At 68.9% G+C, this 24,590-nt stretch carries 23 protein-coding genes; 11 read left to right on the forward strand and 12 right to left on the reverse strand.

The window, feature by feature from the left end:
* A complete protein-coding gene (locus AL346_RS06980; RefSeq protein WP_019402465.1) occupies window positions 1-1,011 on the reverse strand; it encodes a 1-aminocyclopropane-1-carboxylate deaminase in 1,011 nt (336 codons plus the stop codon).
* 143 nt (window positions 1,012-1,154) lie between these two features.
* Here AL346_RS06980 and AL346_RS06985 point away from each other — a divergent pair, with 143 nt between their 5' ends.
* The 3 genes from AL346_RS06985 to AL346_RS06995 all read left to right on the forward strand — a co-directional run bounded on the left by AL346_RS06985 (window position 1,155) and on the right by AL346_RS06995 (window position 4,741).
* A complete protein-coding gene (locus tag AL346_RS06985) occupies window positions 1,155-1,631 on the forward strand; it encodes an Lrp/AsnC family transcriptional regulator (RefSeq protein WP_019402464.1) in 477 nt (158 codons plus the stop codon).
* 174 nt (window positions 1,632-1,805) lie between these two features.
* Entirely contained in the window at window positions 1,806-3,611 is a 1,806-nt protein-coding gene (lepA, locus tag AL346_RS06990) for a translation elongation factor 4 (RefSeq protein WP_019402463.1), read from the forward strand.
* A 125-nt stretch (window positions 3,612-3,736) separates the two neighbouring features.
* The gene (locus AL346_RS06995) at window positions 3,737-4,741 is read left to right on the forward strand and encodes a complex I NDUFA9 subunit family protein (protein WP_019402462.1); all 1,005 of its coding nucleotides are present in this window, start codon (window positions 3,737-3,739) and stop codon (window positions 4,739-4,741) included.
* Here the strand turns inward: AL346_RS06995 and AL346_RS07000 are convergent, their stop codons facing one another.
* Window positions 4,742-5,458, reverse strand: coding sequence for a sulfate transporter family protein (locus AL346_RS07000; protein WP_019402461.1), 717 nt, complete (start codon window positions 5,456-5,458; stop codon window positions 4,742-4,744). It lies immediately after the preceding gene.
* Window positions 5,459-5,484: 26 nt separating this feature from the next.
* Window positions 5,485-6,597: a TRAP transporter substrate-binding protein gene (locus tag AL346_RS07005; protein ID WP_245303228.1), complete on the reverse strand. Its 1,113-nt coding sequence runs from the start codon at window positions 6,595-6,597 to the stop codon at window positions 5,485-5,487.
* A 226-nt stretch (window positions 6,598-6,823) separates the two neighbouring features.
* Here AL346_RS07005 and AL346_RS07010 point away from each other — a divergent pair, with 226 nt between their 5' ends.
* Window positions 6,824-7,933: an OpgC family protein gene (locus AL346_RS07010; protein ID WP_040404532.1), complete on the forward strand. Its 1,110-nt coding sequence runs from the start codon at window positions 6,824-6,826 to the stop codon at window positions 7,931-7,933.
* Here the strand turns inward: AL346_RS07010 and AL346_RS07015 are convergent.
* Window positions 7,924-8,733: a YiiX/YebB-like N1pC/P60 family cysteine hydrolase gene (locus AL346_RS07015; RefSeq protein WP_019402458.1), complete on the reverse strand. Its 810-nt coding sequence runs from the start codon at window positions 8,731-8,733 to the stop codon at window positions 7,924-7,926. The two genes, AL346_RS07010 and AL346_RS07015, sit on opposite strands and share 10 nt — an antisense overlap.
* Before the next feature lie 36 nt (window positions 8,734-8,769).
* On the reverse strand, window positions 8,770-9,762 hold the full coding sequence (locus AL346_RS07020) for a D-glycerate dehydrogenase (RefSeq protein WP_019402457.1): 993 nt from the start codon (window positions 9,760-9,762) through the stop codon (window positions 8,770-8,772).
* Between the two features lie 245 nt (window positions 9,763-10,007).
* On the opposite strand from AL346_RS07020, the gene AL346_RS07025 reads away from it, so the two are divergent.
* Window positions 10,008-10,541: an SH3 domain-containing protein gene (locus tag AL346_RS07025; RefSeq protein ID WP_019402456.1), complete on the forward strand. Its 534-nt coding sequence runs from the start codon at window positions 10,008-10,010 to the stop codon at window positions 10,539-10,541.
* 24 nt (window positions 10,542-10,565) lie between these two features.
* Here the strand turns inward: AL346_RS07025 and otsA are convergent, their stop codons facing one another.
* Genes otsA through irrA form a run of 4 tightly spaced genes read right to left on the reverse strand, consistent with a single transcriptional unit; the run spans window position 10,566 to window position 15,072 of the window.
* Window positions 10,566-11,990 (reverse strand): alpha,alpha-trehalose-phosphate synthase (UDP-forming), encoded by a 1,425-nt coding sequence (gene otsA / locus AL346_RS07030; protein WP_019402455.1) that lies wholly within the window; start codon window positions 11,988-11,990, stop codon window positions 10,566-10,568.
* Window positions 11,987-13,771: a glycoside hydrolase family 15 protein gene (locus tag AL346_RS07035; protein ID WP_019402454.1), complete on the reverse strand. Its 1,785-nt coding sequence runs from the start codon at window positions 13,769-13,771 to the stop codon at window positions 11,987-11,989. Before AL346_RS07035 ends, otsA begins: the two co-directional genes overlap by 4 nt.
* A complete protein-coding gene (gene otsB / locus AL346_RS07040; RefSeq protein WP_019402453.1) occupies window positions 13,768-14,532 on the reverse strand; it encodes a trehalose-phosphatase in 765 nt (254 codons plus the stop codon). The genes AL346_RS07035 and otsB overlap by 4 nt, the downstream gene beginning before the upstream one ends.
* Window positions 14,533-14,553: 21 nt before the next feature.
* A complete protein-coding gene (gene irrA, locus AL346_RS07045) occupies window positions 14,554-15,072 on the reverse strand; it encodes an iron response transcriptional regulator IrrA (protein ID WP_019402452.1) in 519 nt (172 codons plus the stop codon).
* Window positions 15,073-15,298: 226 nt separating this feature from the next.
* Between irrA and fabA the strand changes: the two genes are divergently transcribed.
* From fabA to AL346_RS07065, 4 genes are all read left to right on the forward strand, one after another.
* Window positions 15,299-15,820, forward strand: coding sequence for a 3-hydroxyacyl-[acyl-carrier-protein] dehydratase FabA (gene fabA, locus AL346_RS07050; protein WP_019402451.1), 522 nt, complete (start codon window positions 15,299-15,301; stop codon window positions 15,818-15,820).
* A gap of 89 nt (window positions 15,821-15,909) precedes the next feature.
* On the forward strand, window positions 15,910-17,127 hold the full coding sequence (gene fabB / locus AL346_RS07055; protein ID WP_019402450.1) for a beta-ketoacyl-ACP synthase I: 1,218 nt from the start codon (window positions 15,910-15,912) through the stop codon (window positions 17,125-17,127).
* A gap of 27 nt (window positions 17,128-17,154) precedes the next feature.
* On the forward strand, window positions 17,155-18,000 hold the full coding sequence (fabI, locus tag AL346_RS07060) for an enoyl-ACP reductase FabI (RefSeq protein WP_026015179.1): 846 nt from the start codon (window positions 17,155-17,157) through the stop codon (window positions 17,998-18,000).
* Between the two features lie 71 nt (window positions 18,001-18,071).
* Complete coding sequence (locus AL346_RS07065) at window positions 18,072-18,731, forward strand: DsbA family protein (protein ID WP_019402448.1); 660 nt, start codon at window positions 18,072-18,074, stop codon at window positions 18,729-18,731.
* A gap of 6 nt (window positions 18,732-18,737) precedes the next feature.
* Here the strand turns inward: AL346_RS07065 and AL346_RS07070 are convergent, their stop codons facing one another.
* The 3 genes from AL346_RS07070 to AL346_RS07080 form a co-directional block, all read right to left on the reverse strand.
* Entirely contained in the window at window positions 18,738-19,376 is a 639-nt protein-coding gene (locus tag AL346_RS07070) for an outer membrane protein (RefSeq protein ID WP_019402447.1), read from the reverse strand.
* Window positions 19,377-19,576: 200 nt separating this feature from the next.
* On the reverse strand, window positions 19,577-20,923 hold the full coding sequence (locus AL346_RS07075) for a HAMP domain-containing sensor histidine kinase (protein WP_019402446.1): 1,347 nt from the start codon (window positions 20,921-20,923) through the stop codon (window positions 19,577-19,579).
* Window positions 20,920-21,591 carry a response regulator transcription factor gene (locus tag AL346_RS07080; RefSeq protein ID WP_019402445.1) on the reverse strand — a complete coding sequence of 224 codons (672 nt, stop codon included), beginning with the start codon at window positions 21,589-21,591 and terminating at the stop codon, window positions 20,920-20,922. Before AL346_RS07080 ends, AL346_RS07075 begins: the two co-directional genes overlap by 4 nt.
* Window positions 21,592-21,799: 208 nt before the next feature.
* Between AL346_RS07080 and AL346_RS07085 the strand changes: the two genes are divergently transcribed.
* Window positions 21,800-23,038, forward strand: coding sequence for an MFS transporter (locus AL346_RS07085; RefSeq protein ID WP_019402444.1), 1,239 nt, complete (start codon window positions 21,800-21,802; stop codon window positions 23,036-23,038).
* 93 nt (window positions 23,039-23,131) lie between these two features.
* A complete protein-coding gene (ahcY, locus tag AL346_RS07090) occupies window positions 23,132-24,532 on the forward strand; it encodes an adenosylhomocysteinase (RefSeq protein WP_019402443.1) in 1,401 nt (466 codons plus the stop codon).
* The last annotated feature ends 58 nt before the right edge of the window (window positions 24,533-24,590 follow it).

Raw genomic sequence — 24,590 nt, forward strand, 5'->3', positions numbered from 1 at the left:
TCAGCCGTTGCGGAAGGTGTAGCTGTAGCCGTTGATCGCCGGCACGCCGCCGAGATGCGCATAGAGCACCTTCGACCCGGCCGGGAAGAAGCCGCGCGCGACGAGGTCGATCATGCCCTGCATGGATTTTCCCTCGTAGACCGGGTCGGTCATCATGCCCTCCAGGCGCGCCGACAGGCGAATGGCGTCGAGCGTCTCCCTCGAGGGCACGCCATAGGCCGGATAGGCGTAGTCCTCCTTCAGCACGATATCCTCCTCGGTGATGTCCTTGCCGCCGACGAGGGCCGAGGTCTTCTGGGCGATATCGAGCACCTGGGCGCGGGTCTTTTCCGGCGTGCCCGAGCCGTCGATGCCGATGACGCGGCGCTGGCGCCCGTCCTTGGCGAAGCCCACCACCATGCCGGCATGGGTGGAGCCGGTGACGGTGCACACCACGATGAAATCGAAGGAAAAGCCGAGCGCCGCCTCCTGCGCCCTCACCTCCTCGGCGAAGCCCACATAGCCGAGGCCGCCGTATTTATGCACGGAGGCGCCGGCGGGGATGGGATAGGGCTTGCCGCCGCGCGCGCGGACGTCTTCGAGCGCCCGCTCCCAGCTCTCGCGGATGCCGATGTCGAAGCCCTCGTCGACGAGCTCGACCTCCGCCCCCATGACGCGCGAGAGGAGGATGTTGCCGACCCGGTCGTAGACCGCGTCGTCGTGCGGCACCCAGCTCTCCTGCACGAGCCGGCACTTCATGCCGATCTTGGCCGCGGTCGCCGCCACCATGCGCGTGTGATTGGACTGCACGCCGCCGATGGAGACGAGCGTGTCGGCGCCGCTCCTGATCGCATCCGGCACGATATATTCGAGCTTGCGCAGCTTGTTGCCGCCGAAGGCGAGGCCCGAGTTGCAGTCCTCGCGCTTGGCATAGAGCTCCACCTTGCCGCCGAGATGGTTGCTGAGGCGCTCCAGCTTCTCGATCGGCGTCGGGCCGAAGGTGAGCGGATAGCGGTCGAATTGTTCGAGCATGGCGTGGTCTTCCCCTTGGAATGGATGGGAAAAGCCTAGCAACAGCGCCCTGAAGCGTCCTCCCGAAGTGCACGCCATTTATGCTTTGTTCTTCCAGCTTGTCCGCATAGCATCGCCTTCATGTTTCATCAGAAGGCCATTTGATGAAAGAATCCGCCACGCACGAACTCGACCGTACCGACCTGCGCATCCTCAGGCTGCTGCAGGCGGACGGGCGCATGGGCAATGCTGAGATCGCCAAGCGGGTCAACACCAGCGCGGCGACGTGCCACCGGCGCATCCAGCGCCTCCTCGCCGAGGGCTATGTGTCGGGCGTGCGGGCGCTCGTCGCGCCCGAGCGGGTCGAGCGCGGCACGCTCGTCTTCGTCGGCGTGGTGCTGGACCGTTCGACGCCCGAGAGCTTCGCCGCCTTCGAGGAGGCGGTGCGCGCCATGCCCGTGGTGCTCGACTGTCACGTGGTCGCCGGCGATTTCGATTATTTCCTGAAGATCCGCGTGCGCGACATGGTCGATTTCAACCGCCTGCACGGCGAAAAGCTCATCGCCCTGCCCGGCGTGCGCCAGACGCGGACCTTCTTCGTCCTCAAGGAGGTGGTCGACAACGCGCCGCTCGCGTTCTGAAGCGCCTCCCGCGCGAGGCACTTTGCCCGCCCCTGCGCCGTGCACCCCTTGGCGGATGGCCCGCACGCTGCTATTCCCGCGGCTTGACGATCACGGCCGCGCTCCCGCCCCCGCCTGCGCAGGAAGGCCGTCACAGCCGCGGGGACAGGCGGGCGAGCGAAACGACGTTCCGACATGACAACGAAGCCCATCGAGACCATCCGCAACTTCTCCATCGTCGCGCATATCGACCATGGCAAGTCGACGCTCGCCGACAGGCTCATCCAGAAGACGGGCGCGCTGTCGGACCGCGAGATGCAGGAGCAGGTGCTCGATTCCATGGACATCGAGCGCGAGCGCGGCATCACCATCAAGGCGCAGACCGTGCGCCTCGAATATCCGGCCAAGGACGGCAAGACCTACGTCCTCAACCTCATGGACACGCCCGGCCACGTCGACTTCGCCTATGAGGTCTCGCGCTCGCTGGCGGCCTGCGAGGGCTCGCTCCTCGTCGTCGACGCCTCCCAGGGCGTCGAGGCGCAGACGCTCGCCAATGTCTACCAGGCGCTCGACGCCAACCACGAGATCGTGCCCGTCCTCAACAAGATCGACCTGCCGGCGGCCGAGCCCGACCGCGTCAAGGAGCAGATCGAGGAGGTGATCGGCCTCGACGCGTCCGATGCCGTGCCGATCTCGGCCAAGACCGGCCTCGGCATCGAGGACGTGCTGGAGGCCATCGTCACCCGCCTGCCCCCGCCCAAGGGCGATGCCGGGGCGCCGCTGAAGGCGATGCTCGTCGATAGTTGGTACGACGCCTATCTCGGCGTCGTCGTCCTCGTGCGCATCATCGACGGGACGCTGAAGAAGGGCACGACCATCCGCATGATGCGCACCGGCGCGACCTATCCGGTGGACCGCGTCGGCGTCTTCCGGCCGAAGATGACCAATGTGGACACGCTCGGCCCCGGCGAGGTCGGCTTCCTCACCGCCTCGATCAAGGAGGTGGCGGACACCGCCGTCGGCGACACCATCACCGACGACAGGAAGCCCTGCGCCGAGCCGCTGCCCGGCTTCAAGCCCGTGCAGCCCGTCGTCTTCTGCGGCCTCTTCCCGGTCGATGCCGCCGATTTCGAGGACCTGCGCGCGGCCATGGGCAAGCTCCGGCTGAACGACGCCAGCTTCTCCTACGAGATGGAGACCTCTGCGGCGCTCGGCTTCGGCTTCCGCTGCGGCTTCCTCGGCCTCCTCCACCTCGAGATTATCCAGGAGCGGCTGGAGCGCGAGTTCAACCTCGATCTCATCTCCACCGCCCCCTCGGTGGTCTACCGCCTCAAGATGAGCGACGGCAGCGAGCGCGAATTGCACAACCCGGCCGACATGCCGGAGGTGATGAAGGTCGCCGAGATCGCCGAGCCGTGGATCCGCGCCACCATCATGACGCCGGACGACTATCTCGGCGCCATCCTCAAGCTGTGCCAGGACCGGCGCGGCGAGCAGGTGGACCTCAACTACGTCGGCAAGCGCGCCATGGTCGTCTACGACCTGCCGCTCAACGAGGTGGTGTTCGACTTCTACGACCGCCTGAAGTCGATCTCGAAGGGCTACGCCTCCTTCGACTACCAGATCACCGACTATCGCCCCGGCGACCTCGTCAAGATGTCGATCCTCGTCAACGGCGAGCCGGTGGATGCGCTCTCCATGCTCGTGCATCGCACCCGCGCCGAGATGCGCGGCCGCGCCATGTGCGAGAAGCTGAAGGACCTCATCCCGCAGCACCTCTTCCAGATCCCGATCCAGGCCGCGATCGGCGCCAAGATCATCGCCCGCGAGACCATCCGCGCCCTGCGCAAGGACGTGACGGCGAAGTGCTATGGCGGCGACGTCTCGCGCAAGCGCAAGCTCCTCGAGAAGCAGAAGGAGGGCAAGAAGCGCATGCGCCAGTTCGGCAAGGTGGAGATCCCGCAGGAAGCCTTCATCGCCGCGCTGAAGATGGACAGCTGAGGCACTTGGCCTCAGCCCCCGCCGCCTTTCGTCGCGGCGGATTCCACTTCCCTCAAAAATGCTCTAAGGAAGCCGCGACCCTTCCGACGGCCGGCAACGCCGGGCCAGCACTCGTGGAGACAACCATGGCGGCGCAAGCGCTCGATCCCCTCTCCAAGCTCGTCACGGTCTTCGGCGGCTCGGGCTTCCTCGGCCGCCACGTGGTGCGGGCCCTCGCCCGGCGCGGCTACCGCATCCGCGTCGCCGTGCGCCGGCCCGATCTTGCCGGGCACCTGCAGCCCCTCGGCCGCGTCGGCCAGATCCACGCCGTCCAGGCCAACCTGCGCTTCAAGAACTCGGTCGAGACCGCCGTCATCGGCGCGGACGCCGTCGTCAACCTCGTCGGCATCATGCAGGAGACGGGGCGCCAGCGCTTCGACGCCGTACAGGCCTTCGGCGCCCGCGTCGTCGCCCAGGCGGCCGCCGGCGTCGGCGCGTCGCTCGTGCACGTCTCCGCGCTCGGGGCGGACGCCCGCTCGCAGTCGCTCTATGCCCGCAGCAAGGCTGCCGGCGAGGAGGCGGTGTTCTCCGCCGTGCCGGGTGCGGTCGTCTTCCGCCCCTCGGTCGTCTTCGGCCCGGAGGACGCCTTCTTCAACCGCTTCGCCGCGCTCGCCCGCATGCTGCCGGTCGTCCCGCTCGTCGGCGCCGACACGCGCTTCCAGCCGGTCTTCGCCGGCGACGTCGCCGAGGCCATCGCCCGCGCCGTCGACGGCACCGTGGCCGGCGGGCGCGTCTACGAGCTCGGCGGGCCGCAGGCGCGGAGCCTGCGCGAGATCCTGGACTACATCCTCAAGGTCACGGGCCGGCGCAGGCTGGTGCTGCCGCTGTCCTTCGGCCTCGGCCGCGCCCAGGCGGCGGTGCTGGAGACGCTCGACAAGCTCACCCTCGGCCTCATGCCCGACGAATTCGTGCTGACGCGCGACCAGGTGACGCTGCTGAGGACCGACAACGTGGTCTCCGAGGCCGCCATCGCCGAAGGCCGCACGCTCGAGGGCCTCGGCATCCAGCCGGAAGCCGTCGAGGCCATCGTGCCGACCTATCTCTGGCGCTTCCGCGAACGCGGCCAGTTCGAGCAGACGCACCTCGCCTGATCAGCCGCCCCGCACCGTGACAGTCGCCATCGCCCGCGCCTCGCGGGCGGCGAGCTTCTTGTGCACGTGCACCATGTAGGCCACGCCGAACAGCGGCGTCATCAGGTTGATGACGGGAATGGCGACGAAACCGGCGATGACGAGGCCGGCGAGCAGCACCGTGCCGCGGTTGCGGTGGCGCATGGCCGCCGCCTCGTGCATCGGGTGGAAGCGCCCGGCGGCGAGCTCGAAATATTCCCGGCCCAGCAGATAGGCGTTCGCCCCGAAGAAGGCGACGAGATTGATGCCGGGCACGAAGAGCAGCACCAGCGCGATGGCATTGACCATCAGCGACAGGCCGGCAAAGCGCAGCCCGTAGAGAATGGACCGGCCGAAGGACAGCGGCCGGCCCGGCGGATCTGCCGGATAATGGGCCCCTTCCACCATCTCCGCCGCATCGTCGAGGAAATAGCCTGCGACGAGCGCCGAGATCGGCGGGATGAGGAAGGCGAGCGCGACGAAGATGCCGATGCCGGCGAAGACGAGCGCGAAGCTGTCGATCAGCGGATAGTCCACCAGCAGCGCATAGCGGTCCATCAGCAGGGCGACGCCGCGCGTCAGCGCCAGCCAGACGAGCACGATCAGCGCCAGCGTCAGGGCCAGCGAGCGCCACAGGATGCGGCGGAACGGCGGCGAGACGATCTGCCGCCACGCCTTCAGGATGGCATCGGGATACATGGCTCTCCCAGGAAAAGAGCGGGGGCTTACGCCCCCAGCCCGGTCTCGCGCATGGAATAGATCGCCCCGTCCATCACCTTGCCGTAGGTCATCGCCTTGGCACGGAAGGCGGTGAAGGAGGCATAGACCTCGCCCGCGAGCGGCGAGGTCTTGGAGAGATCCGACAGGACCGCCTCGGACTCGCGCCCGAGCGCCTTGACGATATCGTCGTTGAAGGCGCGCACTTCCACCCCCTTGTCGAGGAGCGGCTGGTAGCTCTCGACGTTGTGGAAGGTGAAGTCGGCGAGCGTCTCGTAGGAGGTCGCCTGCGTCGCGCGGCGCACGATCTCCCGCAGGTCTTCGGGCAGCGCCTCGTAGGCCTTCTTGTTGACCAGCATCTCGAGCGCGGGGCCGAACTCGTGGAAGGCCGGCAGGTAGTAGTACTTCGCCACCCGGTAGAGGCCGAAGGCGAGGTCGTTCCACGGGCCGACCCACTCCGCGGCATCGATGGTGCCGGCCTGCATGGCCTGGAAGATCTCGCCCGGCGGGGTCAGCAGCGTGTTGACGCCGAGCCGGCGCAGCACCTCCGCCCCGAGCCCGGCGATGCGCATCTTGAGGCCCTTGAGGTCGTCGAGGCTGTTGATCTCCTTGCGGAACCAGCCGCCGGCCTGGGCGCCGGAGGAACCCGTGTAGAAGGGCAGCACGCCGAAGGGCTCGTAGGCCTTCTCCCACAGGGCCTGGCCACCGCCGAAGGCGATCCAGCCCGCGTGCTCGTTGGCCGACAGCCCGAAGGGCACGCCGGTGAAGAAATGGAAGGCCGGGCTCTTGCCCTGCCAGTAATAGGGCGTGGCATGGCCGCATTCCACGGCGCCGGAGGAGACCGCGTCGAAGACCTCGAAGGGCGGCACCAGCTCGCCTGCGGCGAAGAGCTGCACCCTGAGCCGCCCGCCGGACATGGCGGTGATCATGTCCGCGAGGCGCTGGGCGTTGACGCCGACGCCGGGCGTGTTCTTCGGCCAGGACGTCGCCATGCGCCAGGTGATCGTGTCCTGCGCCCGCGCCACATGCGGTGCGGCGAGCCCCGCGGCGCCCGCCGCCAGCGCCCCGATGACGCCCCGGCGCGCCACCATCGATCGTCCTGCCTCGTGTCCCTTGGTCATGGCGTTCCTCATCCCCATACGGCCTCTGCCGCGATCGGTCGCGGACTTTAGAGCATCATCGGAGACAGGTGAAACCGGCTTTTCATCCAGCGGCGCGCCGAGCGCGCCGCGAGGTCGCCGGTTCGTGAACGGAACAATCGAACTTTTCACCACGTTTCAAGTCTGGTGCCTCATTTCGACCACAGGCAGCGGAAAAATTCCGGCGCACAGACGAATCGGGCTGACAATGGCTAAGTCCAGATCAAATCAGAGAATAGACTCGATCGACTTCTGGCGCGGAATCGTGCTGCTGTCGATCTTTATCAACCACGTTCCCGGCAACGTGTTTGAATACCTGACCCATAAGAACATCGGACTTTCCGATGCGGCCGAAGCATTCGTCTTCCTGTCCGGTGTTTCGGTGGCGCTCGCCTATGGCCGGCGCTTCCTGAGCGGCGAACTGGGCACGCCGACCCGCGCCCTGGGGCGGCGCGCGCTCACGATCTACGGCGTCCAGGTGGCGTTGTCGCTCGTCGCCGTCGCCCTCTTCGTCACGGCCGCCATCGTGTTCGACGACGACGGGCTTCTGGCCGAGCACGGACGCGACATCGTCGTGGCGGATCCCGTGCGGGCGCTCCTCGCCATCGTCGGACTGAGCCACCAGCTCGGCTATTTCAACATCCTGCCGCTCTACATCGTGCTCCTGCTCGGGACGCCCGCGATCCTGGCACTCGCCCGCGTCAACAGCTTCCTGATGCTGCTCGTGTCGGCGCTCGTCTATGTCGGCGCCCGCACGGTCGGCCTCAACCTGCCGACCTGGCCGGTGGAGGGCGAGTGGTTCTTCAACCCCTTCGCCTGGCAGTTCCTGTTCTGCATCGGCCTGTTCATCGGCCTTCACATGCGCGACGTGATGATGACGCGCGACAACCTGCTGTTCGCCGTCTGCCTAGTCATCCTCGCCGCCTCGTTCTTCCTGGTGACGAACGGCTTCCACCTCGTGCCCGGCCTGTGGGACAGCGTGCGCGAGGGGCTCGACGTCAGCAAGACCAACCTCGGCCTCGCGCGGCTGCTGCACTTCCTCGCGCTCGCCTATGTCGTCAGCCACCTCGGCCTGTCGAAGGTCTTCGCCCGCACGCCGGTCTACGCCCCGCTCTGCCTCATCGGCCGCCACAGCCTGCCGGTCTTTGCCGCCGGCTCGCTCCTGAGCGCGCTCGGCCAGATCATCCAGCACGTGCACCCGCCGGCCTTCCTCGACGAGATCGTGCTCGTGGGCGTCGGCATCGTCCTGCACTATCTCGTGGCACGGGCCTTCGCGGAGCGCACCGCGCGCCGCCGCGCCGAGCTCCGTCAGGCCTGAGCCGCACCGGCCGGCGGGTGAAGCGCTACCGGCCGGTCCTCGCCCCACAGGAAGCGCTTGTAGTCGAAGCCGGTCTCGATGGTCGGTTTGACGATGGCGAAATAGGGCGAGATGTCGAAATCCCGCGGCGCGTAGAGCGAATGGTGGCGGATGTGGAGGATCTCCTCCCGCCCGTAGGCCGACTTGACCCGCCGGTCGTCGTCCCAGTTCTTGACCCGCGGCAGGATCGGGTAGCGTACGCTCTGGAAGGCCTGGGCGATCAGCGTCGAGCAGATGGTGCGCGTCGGTTCGCCGGAGCCGAGTTCCAGCATGCGGCGGCGAAAGCGCACCGGCACCGGCGGCGTCGGCAGGAGGTAGCGCGCAAGGTCGACGATGTTGCGCACGTCGTAGCCGTAGCCGATGCGATCGACCATGAAGCGGATGACCGCCTCGCGGTCCGCCGGCGTCAGCGCCACGGGCCGGCACAGGCGCACGTGCATGTCGCGGTACTTGGTGAGCGGCGCCGTCGTCACGCCGGCCTCCGCGGTCGCCTCCACGAGCAGGTGCGGCTCCCCGTCAGGCTCGCTGAGGCCGAGCCGGTCGCCGACGCACAGCGCCGCATGCGACCAGGTGGACTGCGTCAGGTATTTGATGGCGACGGCGATGCGCGTGTTGCCCTCGACGAGGAGCACGTCACCCGGCTGGATGACGCGCGCCAGGGCGTCGAGATCCGGCGGGAAGGCCGGCGCATAGCCCTTGATGGGCCGCGTCAGGAAGCCGACGAGCCCGCGGCCGATGCCGGTGAGAATGCTCGAGACCATGGCCCTCCCCTCCCCGCGCGGCGACCGCTCGCGGCTTCAGAGCATGGACGGCAGCACCCTGTCCGGCGGGCGATGGCCGTCGAGGAAGGTCTTGATGTTGACGATGACCTTCTCGCCCATGTCGACGCGCCCCTCGATGGTGGCCGAGCCCATGTGCGGCAGCAGCACCACCCGGTTCTGCCGCGCGAGCTTGAGCAGGCGCGGGTTCACCGACGGCTCGTGCTCGAAGACGTCGAGCCCCGCCCCGGCGAGGTCCCCCGCCTCGAGCATGCGCGCCAGCGCCACCTCGTCGACGATCTCGCCGCGCGCCGTGTTGACGAGCACGGCCTCGCGCTTCATCAGCTTGAGCCGCCGGGCCGACAGGAGGTGGTAGGTCGCCGGCGTGTGCGGGCAGTGGATGGAGACGATGTCCATCCGCGCCAGCATCTGGTCGAGCGAATCCCAGTAGGTCGCCTCGAGCTCCTCCTCGACCGCGGCGCTGACCCGGCGGCGGTTGTGGTAGTGGATGGAGAGGCCGAAGGCTTTGGCGCGGCGCGCCAGCGCCTGGCCGATGCGCCCCATGCCGACGATGCCGAGGCGCTTGCCGGTGATGCGCCGGCCCAGCATCCAGGTGGGCGACCAGCCCTGCCAGTCCCCGTCCACCAGCGTGCGGGCGCCCTCGGGCAGGCGCCGGGCGACCGCGAGCAGCAGCGCCATCGTCATGTCGGCGGTGTCCTGCGTCAGCACGCCGGGCGTGTTCGTCACGGTGATGCCGCGCGACAGGGCCGTCTCGACGTCGATGTGGTCGAAGCCGTTGCCGAAATTGGCGATGAGCTTGAGGTTCTCGCCCGCCTGGGCGAGCAGGGCGGCGTCGACCCTGTCCGTGATGGTCGGCACCAGCACGTCCGCGGTGCGCACAGCCTCGACCAGCTGCTGCGCCGTCAGGGGAGTGTCGTCGACATTGAGGTGCGCATCGAACAATTCGCGCATGCGCGTCTCGATGACGTCCGGCAGGCGACGCGTGACGACGACGAGCGGCTTCTTTTTCATGAGGGAGGCCTCGCATCCGGGGCGGCGTGTTCACCCCACGTTAAGCACAATCGGCAAGACATTGGATTGAACACGGGTTGCGCTCAGCCCCCTGCCGCCGGCCCTTCACTCCAGTTCTACACGTGGCCTCTGTAGCAAAGGAAGTCTGAAAGACAACCGGTAGAGAAGTCTAAGGCCGCTCAGGCCGCTCCCCGACGCCCCTCACGATGCTCCCACCCCGCAGCGAGCCCCCGCAAAGTAGAGCGATGCCCCACCTCGCCCGCCTCGTCCTCGCCCTTCTCTTCGTCGCCATCGCCCCCTCCGGGCGGGTCGCGGCCCAGGCCGCAGACGCGCCCATGGCGCGCGGCACGGTGAGCGGCCTGCCGCTGCCGCGCTACGTCAGCCTCAAGTCGGACCGCGTCAACCTGCGCGAGGGGCCGTCGAAGGATCATCGCGTCACCTGGGTCTTCACGCGCGCCGGCCTGCCGGTGGAGATCATCGCCGAGTTCGAGACGTGGCGGCGCATCCGCGATTCGGAGGGCAGCGACGGCTGGGTGCTGCACAGCCTCCTGTCCGGCCGGCGCACGGCGCTCGTCTCCCCCTGGAGCAAGGGCCAGGTCTTCACCATGCGCGAGCGCGCCGCGGAGGAGGCGGCGGTGGTGGCCCGCCTCGAGGCGGGCGTCGTGGTCGACGTGCGCCGCTGCACCGGCACGTGGTGCGAGGTCGCCGTCTCCAACCGCCGCGGCTTCATGGAGCAGGACAAGCTCTGGGGCGTCTACCCCAACGAACGCATCGAGTGACCCGGCCGCGCCGCGGCCGCCGTGTCAGGCGTGCACGGTGCCGTTGCTGTGCGGGAAGCCGCGATACGGCCGGTCGCGGTCGACCTCCTCGAGATCGGAGAGGAAGCGGTCCGCCCAGCCGCCGATATCCGTGTTGGCGAGCCCCTGCCACATCCGCCGCCACCGCGCCCGGCGCTCCTCGAGAGGCATCATCAGCGCCTTCACATAAGCCGCCGCCGTTCCGTCGATGTCGTAGGGATTGACGATCAGCGCGCCGTCGAGGACCGAGGCGGCGCCGGCAAAGCGCGAGATGACGAGCACGCCCGGATCGTCCGGATCCTGCGAGGCGACATATTCCTTGGCGACGAGGTTCATGCCGTCGCGCAAAGGCGTGACGACGCCGACGCGGGCGAGCCGGTAGAGCCCGGCGAGCTCGTTGCGGTTGTAGGAGCGGTTGATGTAGCGGATCGGCGTCCAGCTCACCTCGCCGTACTGGCCGTTGATGCGCCCGGCCGCCTCGCCCAGCGCCCGCTGCATCGCCGCATATTCGGGAATGTCGGCCCGGCTCTTGGGCGTGATCTGCAGGAAGGTGACGTGGGTGCGCCAGTCCGGCGCCGTCTGGAGCATGCGCTCGAAGGCGTCGAGGCGCTGCGTCAGGCCCTTGGAATAGTCGAGCCGGTCGACGCCGATCATCATCGTGCGGCCGCCGAGGCTCTCGCCCACCTCCTGGATGAAGCGCGAGCGGGCCGCGCGCGCCGCCGTGCGGGCAAAGCCGAGGCGGTCGATCCCGACGGGATAGACCCCGGTGCGCAGCGCCCGCCCGCCGACGGCGAACAGGCGCTTGCCGCTGGCGAAGGCACCCGCCTCCTCGACGAGGTAGGAGCCGAAGTTGTCGGCGTCCTTGCGCGTCTGGAAGCCGACGAGGTCGCAGGCCGTCAGCGCGCGGCCGATCTCGGCATGGTTCGGCAGGGCGAGGAAGATGTCGAGCGAGGGCCAGGGGATGTGCTGGAAATAGCCGATGCGGTTGTTGACGCCGCGCTCGCGCAGCGCCTCGGCGAGCGGGATGAGATGATAGTCGTGGATCCAGATGAGATCGTCGGGCGCGACATGCTCGACGAGGAGGTCCGCGAAATAGCTGTTGACGCTGCGGTAGCCGGCCAGGTCCTTGCGGGCGAACTCGGTCAGGTCGAGCCGGTAGTGCAGCAGGGGCCACAGCGCCCGGTTGGCGAAGCCGTTGTAGTATTCCTGGTGGTCGTCCTGCGACAGGTCGCAGACGGCATAGGTGACATTGCCCTGCGGAACGAGGCTCGCCGTCTGCTGGCGCTCGCCGATGCGCCCGCTCCAGCCGAACCACAGGCCGCCGCGGTGGGCGAGAACGTCGTTGAGGGCGACCGCGAGGCCGCCGGCGGTGGCCCCGCCCTTGCGCGAGGGCACCGCGACACGGTTTGAAACGACGATGAGCCTGCTCAAAACGCGTCCTCCCAGGATGCTGACAGCGAGAGGGCCGCGTGGATGAGGCCCACCATCGAATAGGTCTGCGGGAAATTGCCCCACAGCTCGCCGCTTTCGACGTGGATGCCTTCGGACAGGAGGCCGAGACCGTTGCGCCGCCCGAGCACGTCCTCGAAGAGGACGCGCGCCTCCTCGCGTCGGCCTACCTTGGCGAGGGCCTCGATGTACCAGAGCGTGCAGATGGTGAAGGCCGTCTCCGGCTCGCCGAAGTCGTCCTCCCCGGCATAGCGGAAGAGATGCGCCCCGTGCCGCAGCCGCTGTCCGATGAAATCGACCGTGGAGACGAAGCGCGGGTCCTCGGCATCGACGAGGCCGATGTCGGCGAGCAGCAGGAGGCTGGCGTCGACGTCGTCGCCGCCGAAGCGGCTCACGAAGGTGCCGAGCTCCGCATTCCACCCGCGGGCGAAGATGCCGTCGCGGATGAGATCGGCCTTCTCGCGCCAGGAGACGGCCCGGTCGGGCAGGCCGAGCCGCCCGGCGATGCGCGCCAGCCGGTCGCAGGCGGCCCAGCACATGGCCGAGGAGTGGGTGTGGACATTGGCGAGCGTGCGGTATTCCCACAGGCCCGCATCAGGCTCCGCCCACAGCCGGGCGGCGTGCTCGCCGAGGCCCTCGAGCCGCTCGAACAGCGCCACGTCGCCCTTGCGGATCAGTCGCTCGTCGAAGAAGCACTGGGAGATGGCGAGGACGACGGAGCCGTAGCCGTCGTTCTGGCGCTGCCGGAAGGCGTCGTTGCCGCGCCGGACCGGACCGAAGCCGCGATAGCCCGGCAGCGCCGGCACGATCTCCTCGTGCAGCTGCGCCTCGAACTGCAGGCCGAACAGCGGCTGCAGCTCCCGCTCGCCGTTGCGCGCGACGACGTTGGAGACGTAGCTGATGTAGTCCTCCATGGTGCGGGTCGCCCCGAGCCGGTTGAGGGCCCGCACCGTGAAGAAGGAATCGCGCAGCCAGCAGTAGCGGTAGTCCCACGTGCGCCCGCTCGCGCCGTATTCCGGCACCGAGGTCGTGAGGGCCGCGACGATGCCGCCCGTCTCCTCGTAGGCGCAGAGCTTGAGCGTGATGGCGGCGCGGATGACGACGTCCTGCCACTCGAAGGGAATGGCGAGGTAGCGCACCCACTCGCGCCAGTAGTCCTCCGTGTTCTCGCAGAACTTGCCGAACAGCGTGGCCGGAGCCTCCGGCAGGGTCTCGTCGGGACCGAGGATCAGCGTCAGCGGCCGTTCGAGGATGAAGGGCACCTCGTCCCGGATGAGGCCCGGCGAGCCGTCGGTCGTCAGGCGCAGCGTCTGCTCGCCGAGGTGGTAGCGGATGGTGTTGGAGCCGCGCGTCGTCTCGGCGCGCTCGCGGCCGTAATCATGGGACGGCCTGATGCGGACCCTGATCATGGGCGAGCCGACGAGGGGCTCGACCGAGCGCATGAGCATCCCCGGCCGGAACAGCCGGCCGTACATCTTGAAGCGCGGAACGAAGTCGACGATGCGCACCTTGGAGCCGTCCTCGGATTCGAGGATGGTCTCGAGGATGGCGGTGTTGGGCCAGTAGCGCCGCTCGCTGCGCTTGAAGCCCTGCAGGTCGATCTCGAAGACGCCTTCGTCGCCCTGGGCCGACGCGCCGAGCAGGCTGTGGAAGACGGGATCGCCGTCGAGCCTCGGAAAGCAGGACCACACGATCCGTCCTCGTCCGTCGATCAGCGCAGCGATGGCGCTGTTGCCGACGACGCCGAGATCGAGATCGGTCATGCCCTTCCCCCCTGCCTCCCGCCCGCGGCCGCGTCTGCGAGAAAGGCGCGCACGGCGGGCGGATCATCCAGATACAAATCTGCGCCGACCTCTTCAGGTTCCCGGCCCACTGCGACGGCGATGCCGTTGAGGGCCCGCGCCGCGGCGAAGGCGTCCTCGTCCGTCCGGTCATCGCCGAAGAAGACGGGCCGCCGGCCGAGGAACGGCTCCTCCAGCATGAAGGCGTCGAGCGCCGAGCCCTTGTGCGCACCGACCGTGCGCAGCTCCATCACGCACTTGCCCGGCAGGGCCGCGAGCGTGCCGCCGCTCTCGTGCGCAAGTTCCTCCGCGAGCACCTTGACGGCCTCGGCCGCCTCGGGAGCGGCACGATAATGCACGGCGATCGACAGGCCCTTGTCCTCGATGAGGATGCCCGGGTTCGCGGCAAGGGCGGTCACGATGGCTTGCCGCGCCGCAGCGAGCGCCGGCGGGGCTGGAAAACGCTGGCACGCGCCGCCGGCGCTGCGCCGCTCGAGCCCGTGCAGGGCGCCGACGGCGGCGACCGCATCGCCGAAGCGCGTCTCGATCCAGGCGAGGGAGCGCCCGCTCAGCAGCGCCAGCGCCCCGTCATAGCGCAGCCGCGCGCGCACGAGGTCGCGGCACAGCTCATCCGACACGACGACGTCGTCCGGCCGGGGCGCGATGTCGACGAGCGTGCCGTCGATGTCGAAGAAGAGGGCGAAGGCGTCCGTGCGGGCGATGATCTCGTCGAATGCGTGCATCGTCGGGCGAGCGCGCGGCGCTCAGTCCTTGCGCCGCAGACGGACCACGACGTCGACGCGGGCGATCTCCATGCCCTCCGGCGGCGTCGGCAGGTCCCCCACCGTGATGGAGGGGCCGGGAATGTCCATCATCTTGTCCTCGCCCTCGACGAAGAAGTGATGGTGGTCCGAGAGGTTGGTGTCGAAATAGGTCTTGGAGCCGTCCACCGCGAGCTCGCGCAGGAGGCCGGCCTGCGTGAACTGGTGCAGCGTGTTGTAGACGGTGGCGAGGGAGACGGGCACGCGCGCCCGCGTCGCCTCCTCGTAAAGCATCTCGGCGGAGACGTGCCGGTCACCCTTGGCGAAGAGGAGCCAGCCGAGCGAGACGCGCTGGCGCGTCGGCCTCAGGCCGACCCGGCGCAGCCTCTCGCGCAATTCGTGGAAGGGGCACCCCCGACGCTCGCCCTGGACGGTCGCAGGCGCCTGCGCCGGGGCCCTGGAGCCCTCCTGCAGGCGTGCGGGAAGGTCCGTCTCCCGGCGGGAATGCACTTGCTCGCTCATGTCTGCCAATGGCCCGGAAATTGCTATCTGTTATCATTATCATATGGATTGGATCGTGCGATCGCAACCCGCCGGCGGCAACGCGAAGGGCGCCGCCACGGCTCCGCAGCCGCAAAAGCGCCGTTCCCCGCTTTCGGCCACGCGGTCACTATGTTAGGAGAGCCCGGTGCATCGGGCTCATAGCGCCCGGTTCGTGACAATCGAATGAAGGGATCGTCCGAGGATTATGGAGCGGCAGTCGAACTTCAGCTACGAGGAACTTCTCGCCTGCGGCCGCGGCGAGTTGTTCGGCGCCGGCAACGCGCAACTGCCGCTGCCCCCCATGCTCATGTTCGACCGGATCACCGCGATCGCCGAGGAGGGTGGCGCCCACGGCAAGGGCCTGGTGCGCGCCGAGCTCGACGTGCGCCCGGACCTCTGGTTCTTCGGCTGCCATTTCAAGGGCGATCCGGTCATGCCGGGCTGCCTCGGCCTCGACGCCCTATGGCAGATGGTCGGCTTCTTCCTCGGCTGGCTCGGCTCCCCCGGGCGCGGCCGCGCGCTCGGCGTCGGCGAGGTCAAGTTCGTCGATCAGGTGCTGCCGACCGTCAAGCAGGTGGTCTACGGCGTCGACCTGAAGCGCGTCTTCCGCTCCAAGCTCGTGCTCGGCATCGCCGACGGCTGGGTGGAGGCCGACGGCAAGCGCATCTACGAGGCCAAGGATCTCAGGGTCGGCCTGTTCCAGGCCGAGGCAGGCAGCGCGGCCTGATCGCACCGGCATGGTAGACAGCCCCGTTCGGGCCCCCCACATAGGGCACTGAGCCCGTTTGGTTGATCTGAGGAAAGGATACGGCTGCCATGAGGCGCGTCGTCGTCACCGGGATGGGCATCGTCTCGTCCATCGGCAACAACACGCAGGAGGTGCTCGCCTCCCTGCGCGAAGCGCGGTCGGGCATCGTCTTCGCCGAGGACTATGCCAAGCTCGGTTTCCGCTGCCAGGTCCACGGCGCGCCCGCGCTGAACCCGGAGGAGGTCGTCGACCGGCGCGCCATGCGCTTCCTCGGCACCGGGGCGGCGTGGAACCACGTCGCCATGGAGCAGGCGATCCAGGACGCCGGGCTCGAGGCCGGCGAGGTCAGCCACGAGCGCACCGGCATCATCATGGGCTCGGGCGGCCCCTCCACCCGCACCCTCGTCGAGGCCGCCGACATCGCCCGCAGCAAGGGGCCGAAGCGCATCGGCCCCTTCGCCGTGCCGAAGGCCATGTCCTCCACCGCCTCCGCGACGCTCGCCACCTGGTTCAAGATCAAGGGCGTCAACTATTCCATCTCCTCGGCCTGCGCGACGTCCAACCATTGCATCGGCAATGCCTATGAGACGATCCAATACGGCAAGCAGGACGTGATCTTCGCCGGCGGCTGCGAGGAGCTGGACTGGACGCTGTCCATGCTCTTCGACGCCATGGGCGCCATGTCGACAAAGTACAACGAGCAGCCGCGCACGGCCTCGCGCGCCTATGACAGGAACCGCGACGGCTTCGTCATCGCCGGCGGCGCGGGCGTCCTCGTCCTCGAGGAGCTGGAGCACGCCAAGGCGCGCGGCGCCAAGATCTACGGCGAGATCGTCGGCTACGGCGCCACCTCCGACGGCTACGACATGGTCGCCCCCTCCGGTGAGGGCGCCGTGCGCTGCATGCGCATGGCCCTCGAGAGCGTGAAGGTGCCGGTCGACTACATCAACCCGCACGCCACCTCGACGCCCGTGGGCGACGAGAAGGAGATCGAGGCCATCCGCGAGGTCTTCGGCGACAAGTGCCCGCCGATCTCGGCGACCAAGTCGCTGACCGGCCACTCGCTCGGCGCCACCGGCGTGCAGGAGGCGATCTACTCGCTGCTGATGCTGAACAACGGCTTCATCTGCGAGAGCGCCAACATCGAGGAGCTCGATCCGATCTTCGCCGACATGCCCATCGTGCGCGAGCGCATCGACAACGCCAAGCTCGGCTGCGTGCTGTCCAATTCCTTCGGCTTCGGCGGCACCAACGCAACCATCGTCATGAAGCAGCTCGACGCGTAAGCGGCGGGCATATCCGGGAGTGCCTCCTTGACAGGGCTCATGCACGGAAAGCGCGGCCTCATCATGGGCGTCGCGAACGATCACTCGATTGCCTGGGGCATTGCCAAGACACTTCGCCAGCACGGCGCCGAGCTCGCCTTCACCTACCAGGGCGAAGCGCTGAAGAAGCGCGTGGCGCCGCTCGCCGAATCGCTCGATTCGACGCTGGTGATGCCCTGCGACGTGGAGGACATCGCCACCGTCGACGCCGTCTGCGACGAATTGAAGGACGCCTGGGGCAGCCTCGATTTCGTGGTCCACGCCATCGGCTTCTCGGACAAGAACGAGCTCAAGGGCCGCTACGCCGACACGAGCCGCGCCAATTTCTCGCGCACCATGGTCATCTCCTGCTTCTCCTTCACGGAGATCGCCAAGCGCGCCGCGGCGCTGATGCCGAACGGCGGCTCCCTGCTGACGCTGACCTATGGCGGCTCGACGCGGGTGATGCCGAACTACAACGTCATGGGCGTCGCCAAGGCCGCGCTCGAGGCGAGCGTGCGCTATCTCGCCGCCGATTTCGGCGCCGAGGGCATCCGCGTCAACGCCATCTCGGCGGGGCCCGTGCGCACGCTGGCCGGCGCCGGCGTCGCCGACGCGCGCCTCATGTTCAACTACCAGAAGGCCCATGCGCCCCTGCGCCGCACGGTGACGATCGAGGAGGTCGGCGGCTCCGCCCTCTACCTCCTGTCCGACCTGTCGAGCGGGGTGACCGGCGAGATCCACTACGTCGATTCCGGCTATAATATCATCTCGATGCCGCGGCCGGACGTGCTCAAGGCCCAGGAGAAGGCCGAGGCCGTGAGCGAGCGGCTCGCCGACCCGGCGACGGCCTGAACGGACGAGTTCACCGGCTCGTGAGACCGCGGCGATTGACGCGGCCCGCGGGCCGGTGCACCCAGAGGCCCATGTTCCAGCCTTCACGCCGCACGATCATCCAGGGCCTCGCCGGCGCGCTCGTCGCCGGCGGTTCCGCGCAGGCGCTCGCCGCCGCCATCACGGCGCCGCACAACCGCGTGCCCAGCGAGCTCGTCAACGAGATCGCGCTCCTGCCCATCCGCATCGCGGTGGGCAGCGCCCAGCCCGACATCACGATCGTCGAGTTCTTCGACTACAACTGCCCCTGGTGCAGGCAGTCGTGCCGGGACGCGGCCGCCCTTCTCAAGAGCGAGCAGGACCTCGCCTATGTTCTCGTCAACTATCCGATCCTGAGCGAGCAATCGGTCGAAGCGGCACGCATCGCCCTCGCCTTTGCCGAGATGCGGCCGGCGGCGGATTATTTCGAGCTGCACCAGCGCATCTTCGCCCTCAAGGGCCGCATCGATGCGCAGCGCACCTTCGACATCGCCGCCACCTTCCCGCTCGACAAGCACGAGCTCCTGAAGCGGGCCGATTCGGAGGCGGTGACGAACGCCATGGGCCAGGCCGTGACGCTCGGCTCCGACCTCGGCTTCAACGCCACCCCCTCCTACACGGTGATGACGGAGGCCTTCCACGGCTTCGTGCCCCTCGCCGACAAGCGCGCCGTCATCGCCAACCTGCGCGCCTGCGACGCCGTCACCTGCTGAGCGGCGTCAGAACCGGTAGCTGACGCCCGCCCGCACGAGGTGGTTGGTCAGGTCGCCCTTCACCCTGACACCGTCGCCGAGCACGATCTTCTGGCCGCCGTAGCGCACGAAGTCGTATTCCGCCCGCAGGGCCAGGCGATCGGTCATCGCATATTCGACGCCGCCGCCGAGGAGATAGCCGCCGCGCCAGCCATCGCGCGTATGGCCGTCCTTGACGTCGATGTTGGTACGGGCATAGCCGGCGGTGGTGAAGACGAGGAGCCGGCCGACGGCGACACCCGCGCGGAGCTTGGCCGCGAGCATCCAGCTCTGGTCGATGCGCGCCCCGCCGAGCGCCGGCCCCGAGCCGCTCTTGCCGCCGAGATAGGCCGCCTCGAGCTCGCCGCCGAGCGCGAACAGGCCGAGCTGCGTGAGATAGCCGGCGTGCACGCCGCCGGTAAAGCCGCCTTCGGACTTGGCGCCGCGGCCGAAGCTCGCCCGCCGGTAGCCGCCGTTGACGCCGATGTAGCCGCCGCGCCAGGTGAAGGCGGGCGGCGCGGCGTAAGTCGGCGCCGTGTCGTAGATGCGCGGGGCGGGGTCCGCGGCAAGGGCCCCGGCAGTGCCGGCGAGGACGAGGACCGGGACGGCGAGTAGACGCAGATGCATGAAACGTTGCTCCAGTGGGAGGAATGCGGCGGCCATGGCCTGCCGGTGCGCCGCCCGTCCAGGACGCGCCGCGACCGGCCATTGCGTTGCGGGCGGCGGCGGGGATGGGGGCCCCGCATGCCGCGCCGGCCGCGGCGCGCGTCAGACCGTCGGGACGGCGCTGACGGGCGCTTCTCTCGCCCGCGGGCATTGCCGCTCCATTACGGAATGGGCGCTTCCTTCGGAAAAAGCAGCGCGACGCGTGCGCCGCCCTCTTCGGCCTCGCCGATGGTGACGGAGCCGCCGTGCAGGGCCATGACCTGCGCGACGATGGCGAGGCCGAGCCCGGCGCCCGCGCCCGCCCCGGCCCTCGCGAAGGGCTTCATCACCTCCGCCCTGAGGGTCTCGGGCACGCCCGCTCCGCGGTCCGTGACGGCGATCTCACCGGGGGCCACGCCGACCGTGACGAGCCCGCCGCCGTGGCGGACGGCATTCTCGACGAGGTTCGTCAGCGCCAGCCTCAGCGCCATCTCGCTGCCGGTGACGACGACCGGCCGCGGCGCCTCGAGCGCCAGCTCCGTGCCCGCGGCGAGCGCCGCCGGCGCCTGCTCGGCCACCACCATGCGCGCCAGCGCCACGAGATCGACGCGCGCCTGCGCCAGAGGCTGGCCCGACAGGCGCGCCAGGTGCAGCAAAGTCGCCACGATGCCCGACAGGCGCTGCACGTCCGCGATGAGCTCGGCCCGCAGGCCGACGTCCCGCACGCGCTCGAGGCGCATGCGCATCCTGGTCAGCGGCGTGCGCAGCTCGTGAGCGGCATTCGACAGGAAGTTGCGCTGCGCCTGCGCGGCGGCGTCGATCCGCTCGAGCGCGCGGTTGAAGGCGCCGGCGAGCGGCCTGAGCTCCGCCGGGGCCTGCGCCGCCGGCAGGCGCCGGCCGGCCGGCAGCCCGTCGATGGCTTCGGCCGCGCCGGCCATGGCGCGGACCGGCCGGGCGATCAGCCGCGGGATGGCCCAGACGGCGGCGATCATGACGAGGAGGACGAAGACGCCATAGGAGACGATCAGCGGCGTATTGTGGCCGAAGCCGAACAGCAGCTCCTCGGCCAGCGAGAAGGTGACGCCGCCGAGCTCGATCATCACCGGGCCGGCGCGTGTCTCCTCGGTCGAGGCATAGCCGAGCAGGCGCTTCTCGCCGACGACATACTCGAATTCCGCGTGTTCGATCCGCCCGGCCCAGCCCTGCAGCCAGGCCCCGGCCGGCGGCTGCGTCGGCCCGCCCGAGACGGTCTCGTCGCCCGCGCGCACCACGTACCAGAAGAACGGCCGGTCCGCCTCCAGCGCGGCGAGCGCCTTGCTCGCCTTCAGGACGAGGCGGCCGTCCGCGTCCCGGTCGACGGCCTCGCGCAGGATGCGCGCGGCATATTTCGAGCCTTCGGGCGACTTGTCGGGATCGCCGATGGTGACGAGCACCGAGATGAGCAGGACGGTGACGCCCACGAGGAGGACGGCCGTGAGGCATGCCACGGCCACGCTCGCGCGGAAGGTGATGGAGCGGGGCAGCCTCACGGCGCGCTCAGCATGTAGCCGACGCCGCGCACGGACCGGATGACGACGTCGCAATCGGCCTCGCGCAGCCGCCGGCGCAGCCGCGAGACGTGCGAATCGAGCGCGTTCGACTGGATGTCGTCGTCGAAGCAATAGACGGCCCCCTCCAGCGCCTCGCGCATGACGACGCGGCCGGCCCGGCGGGCCAGCAGCTCGAGCAGCGCGAGCTCGCGCCGCGGCAGGACGACGGGCACGTCGTCCCGGTGCACCGAACGCTGCACGCTGTCGAAGCGCAGGTTGCCGACGCGGATGACGGTGTCGCGCGCCGCCGACAGGCGCCGCAGGACGGCCCGCATGCGCGCGATCAGCTCCGCCGGCTCGAAGGGCTTGCCGACATAATCGTCGGCGCCGCCGTCGAGGGCGCTCGCGATCTCCTCGGGATCGTCGAGGGCGGTGAGGAGGATGGTGCCCGGCTGCGGGCGGAGCGCCCGCAGCTCCGCGATGAGGCTCATGCCCTCGCCGTCCGGCAGCTGCCGGTCGATGACGACGAGATCGAAGGCGGCGACGGCGAGCGCCGCCCGCGCCTCATCGAGCGAGGTCACGAGGTCGCACGGCCCGAGCGCCTGCATCACGGCGGTGCGCAGCCACCCCCCGAGGTCGGGATCGTCTTCGATGACGAGGACACGCATGATCAGCCCCCAAAGATCCGCCCCAAGATCCGCCCGGCCCGCCTTGGCCGGACAACATTACGCCAGCATGACCGGCCACCCGCCGCGCGCGCCGGGAAGCCCAGCAATGCACGGGCGGACTGGCCATTCGCGGCCGTTCGTCCTATTGGCTGAATGCACAAAAAAACGGCTTTCCGATACGGTGCGCCGCAACGGAAGCGGAGGAAACATGACGCAGCAGGCGAGTGCCCTGCCGCAGCGCGACGTCCGCATCATCGGCCTCGTCGGCGCGGCCCATTTTGCGAGCCACTTCTTCCAGCTGGTGCTGCCGCCGCTGTTTCCCTTCATTCGTGACGGGCTCGGGGTCAGCTACACGCAGCTCGGCGTCGCGATGGCGGTGTTCTATGCCGTCTCCGGCATCGGCCAGGTGGCCGCCGGCTTCCTCGTCGACCGCTACGGCCCGCAGCGCATCCTGCCCGTGGGCATCGCGCTCTTCGGCCTTGCGACGATCCTCGCCGGCCTCGCACCTGCCTATTGGATGCTGATCGTCGTCGCGATCGTCGCCGGCCTCGGCAACTGCGTCTTCCATCCGGCCGACTTCTCGGTGATGACGGCGCGCGTGACACCCTCGCGCCTTGCCCGCGCCTACAGCATTCACACGGTCTCCGGCACGCTCGGCTGGGCGGCGGCGCCGGTGACGCTGCTTCTCCTCAGCGACCTCCTCGACTGGCGCATGGCGCTCATCGTCACCGGCGCGGCCGGCATCGTCTTCGCGCTCTATGTCGCCACGCAGCACCTGTTCCTGCGCGTCGCGCCCCATGAGCCTCATGCCGCCGACTCGGCAAGGCCGCCACAGGGCTCCCCCAGCACGGCGCAACTGCTCTTCGCCGCGCCGGTCGTGCTGTGCTTCGTCTATTTCACTTTGCTGTCGATCGCGCAGACCGGCATGCAGAGCTTCCTGCCGAGCCTGATGCCGCACGTGCAGGCGATCACCTTCGCCCTCGCCACCACCGCGACGACGGTCTATCTCGTCGCCAGCGCCACCGGCTCGCTCATCGGCGGCTTCCTCGCCGACAGGACGAGCAACCACGAGCGCATCGTCGGCGGCGGCCTCGTCGGCGCCGGCGTGCTCACGCTCGCGCTCGGCTATATCCCGCTGGCGCTCGCCACCGCCTTCGCGACGGTGGCCGTGGCGGGCTTCCTCACCGGCATCACCATTCCCTCGCGCGACATGCTGGTGCGCTCGGCGACGCCGGCCGGCTCGACCGGCAAGATCTTCGGCTTCGTCTATTCCGGCCTCGACCTCGGGGCGATGCTGGCCCCGGTCGCGATCGGCCTTTTCCTCGATGGAGGGCAGGCGCATCTTGCCTTCGCCTTCATGGCGGCGGCGCTGATCGGCACCATCACCGCGGCCTTCCTCGTCAAGTGGGGCACGCGCCGGGCCGCCGTGCGGGCGACGAACATATAAAGACTTCTTTATGTCTTTATTGCCTGCGAGCGGCGCGGCTGCTATAGGTCGCGCCGAACCTAACGCCGTATCGCAATCACGGATCGTCGCGCCATGACCCAGGACTACATCGTCAAGGACATTTCGCTGGCCGAATGGGGCCGCAAGGAGATCGCCATCGCCGAAAGCGAGATGCCCGGCCTCATGGCCGTGCGCGAGGAGTTCGGCCCGAGCCAGCCGCTCAAGGGCGCCCGCATCGCCGGCTCCCTGCACATGACCATCCAGACCGCCGTGCTGATCGAGACGCTGAAGGCGCTCGGCGCCGACATCCGCTGGGTGTCGTGCAACATCTATTCGACGCAGGACCATGCCGCCGCGGCGATCGCCGCCGCCGGCATCCCCGTCTTCGCCGTCAAGGGCGAGACGCTGAAGGACTACTGGGACTACACCGCCAGGCTGTTTGACTGGCACGGCGGCGGCGTGCCCAACATGATCCTCGACGACGGCGGCGACGCCACCATGTTCGTCCATGCCGGCGTGCGCGCCGAGGCGGGCGACACCGCCTTCCTCGACAAGCCCGGCTCCGAGGAGGAGGAGATCTTCTTCGCCCTCATCAAGCGCATGCTCGCCGAGAAGCCGAAGGGCTGGTTCGGCGAGGTCGCCCGCTCCATCAAGGGCGTGTCCGAGGAGACGACGACGGGCGTGCACCGCCTCTACATGCTGGCCAAGGAGGGCAAGCTCCTCTTCCCGGCCATCAACGTCAACGACTCGGTGACGAAGTCGAAGTTCGACAACCTCTATGGCTGCCGCGAGTCGCTCGTCGACGGCATCCGCCGCGGCACGGACGTGATGATGGCCGGCAAGGTGGCCATGGTCGCCGGCTTCGGCGACGTGGGCAAGGGCTCGGCCGCCTCGCTGCGCAACGCCGGCTGCCGCGTCATGGTGTCGGAGGTCGACCCCATCTGCGCCCTGCAGGCGGCGATGGAGGGCTACGAGGTGACGACGATGGAGGACGCCGCCCCGCGCGCCGACATCTTCGTGACGGCCACCGGCAACAAGGACGTCATCACCGTCGACCACATGCGCGCCATGAAGGACCGCGCCATCGTCTGCAACATCGGCCACTTCGACAACGAGATCCAGGTCGCCGGCCTCAAGAACTTCAAGTGGCACAACGTCAAGCCGCAGGTCGACGAGATCGAGTTCCCCGACGGCAAGCGCATCATCCTCCTGTCGGAGGGCCGCCTCGTGAACCTCGGCAACGCCACGGGCCACCCCTCCTTCGTGATGAGCGCCTCCTTCACCAACCAGACGCTGGCGCAGATCGAACTCTTCACCAAGCAGGGCGAGTACGAGAAGACGGTCTACACGCTGCCCAAGCACCTCGACGAGAAGGTCGCGATGCTGCACCTCGCCAAGATCGGCGTGAAGCTGTCGAAGCTCTCGCAGGAGCAGGCGGCCTATATCGGCGTGACGCCGCAGGGCCCGTTCAAGCCCGAGCACTACCGCTACTGAGGCGGCGTTCTCCACACGCATCCACATCGATCGCCCGGTGGCCTCCACCGGGCGATTT

Source organism: Chelatococcus sp. CO-6 (assembly GCF_001271345.1).
Taxonomy (GTDB): Bacteria; Pseudomonadota; Alphaproteobacteria; order Rhizobiales; family Beijerinckiaceae; genus Chelatococcus_A; species Chelatococcus_A caeni.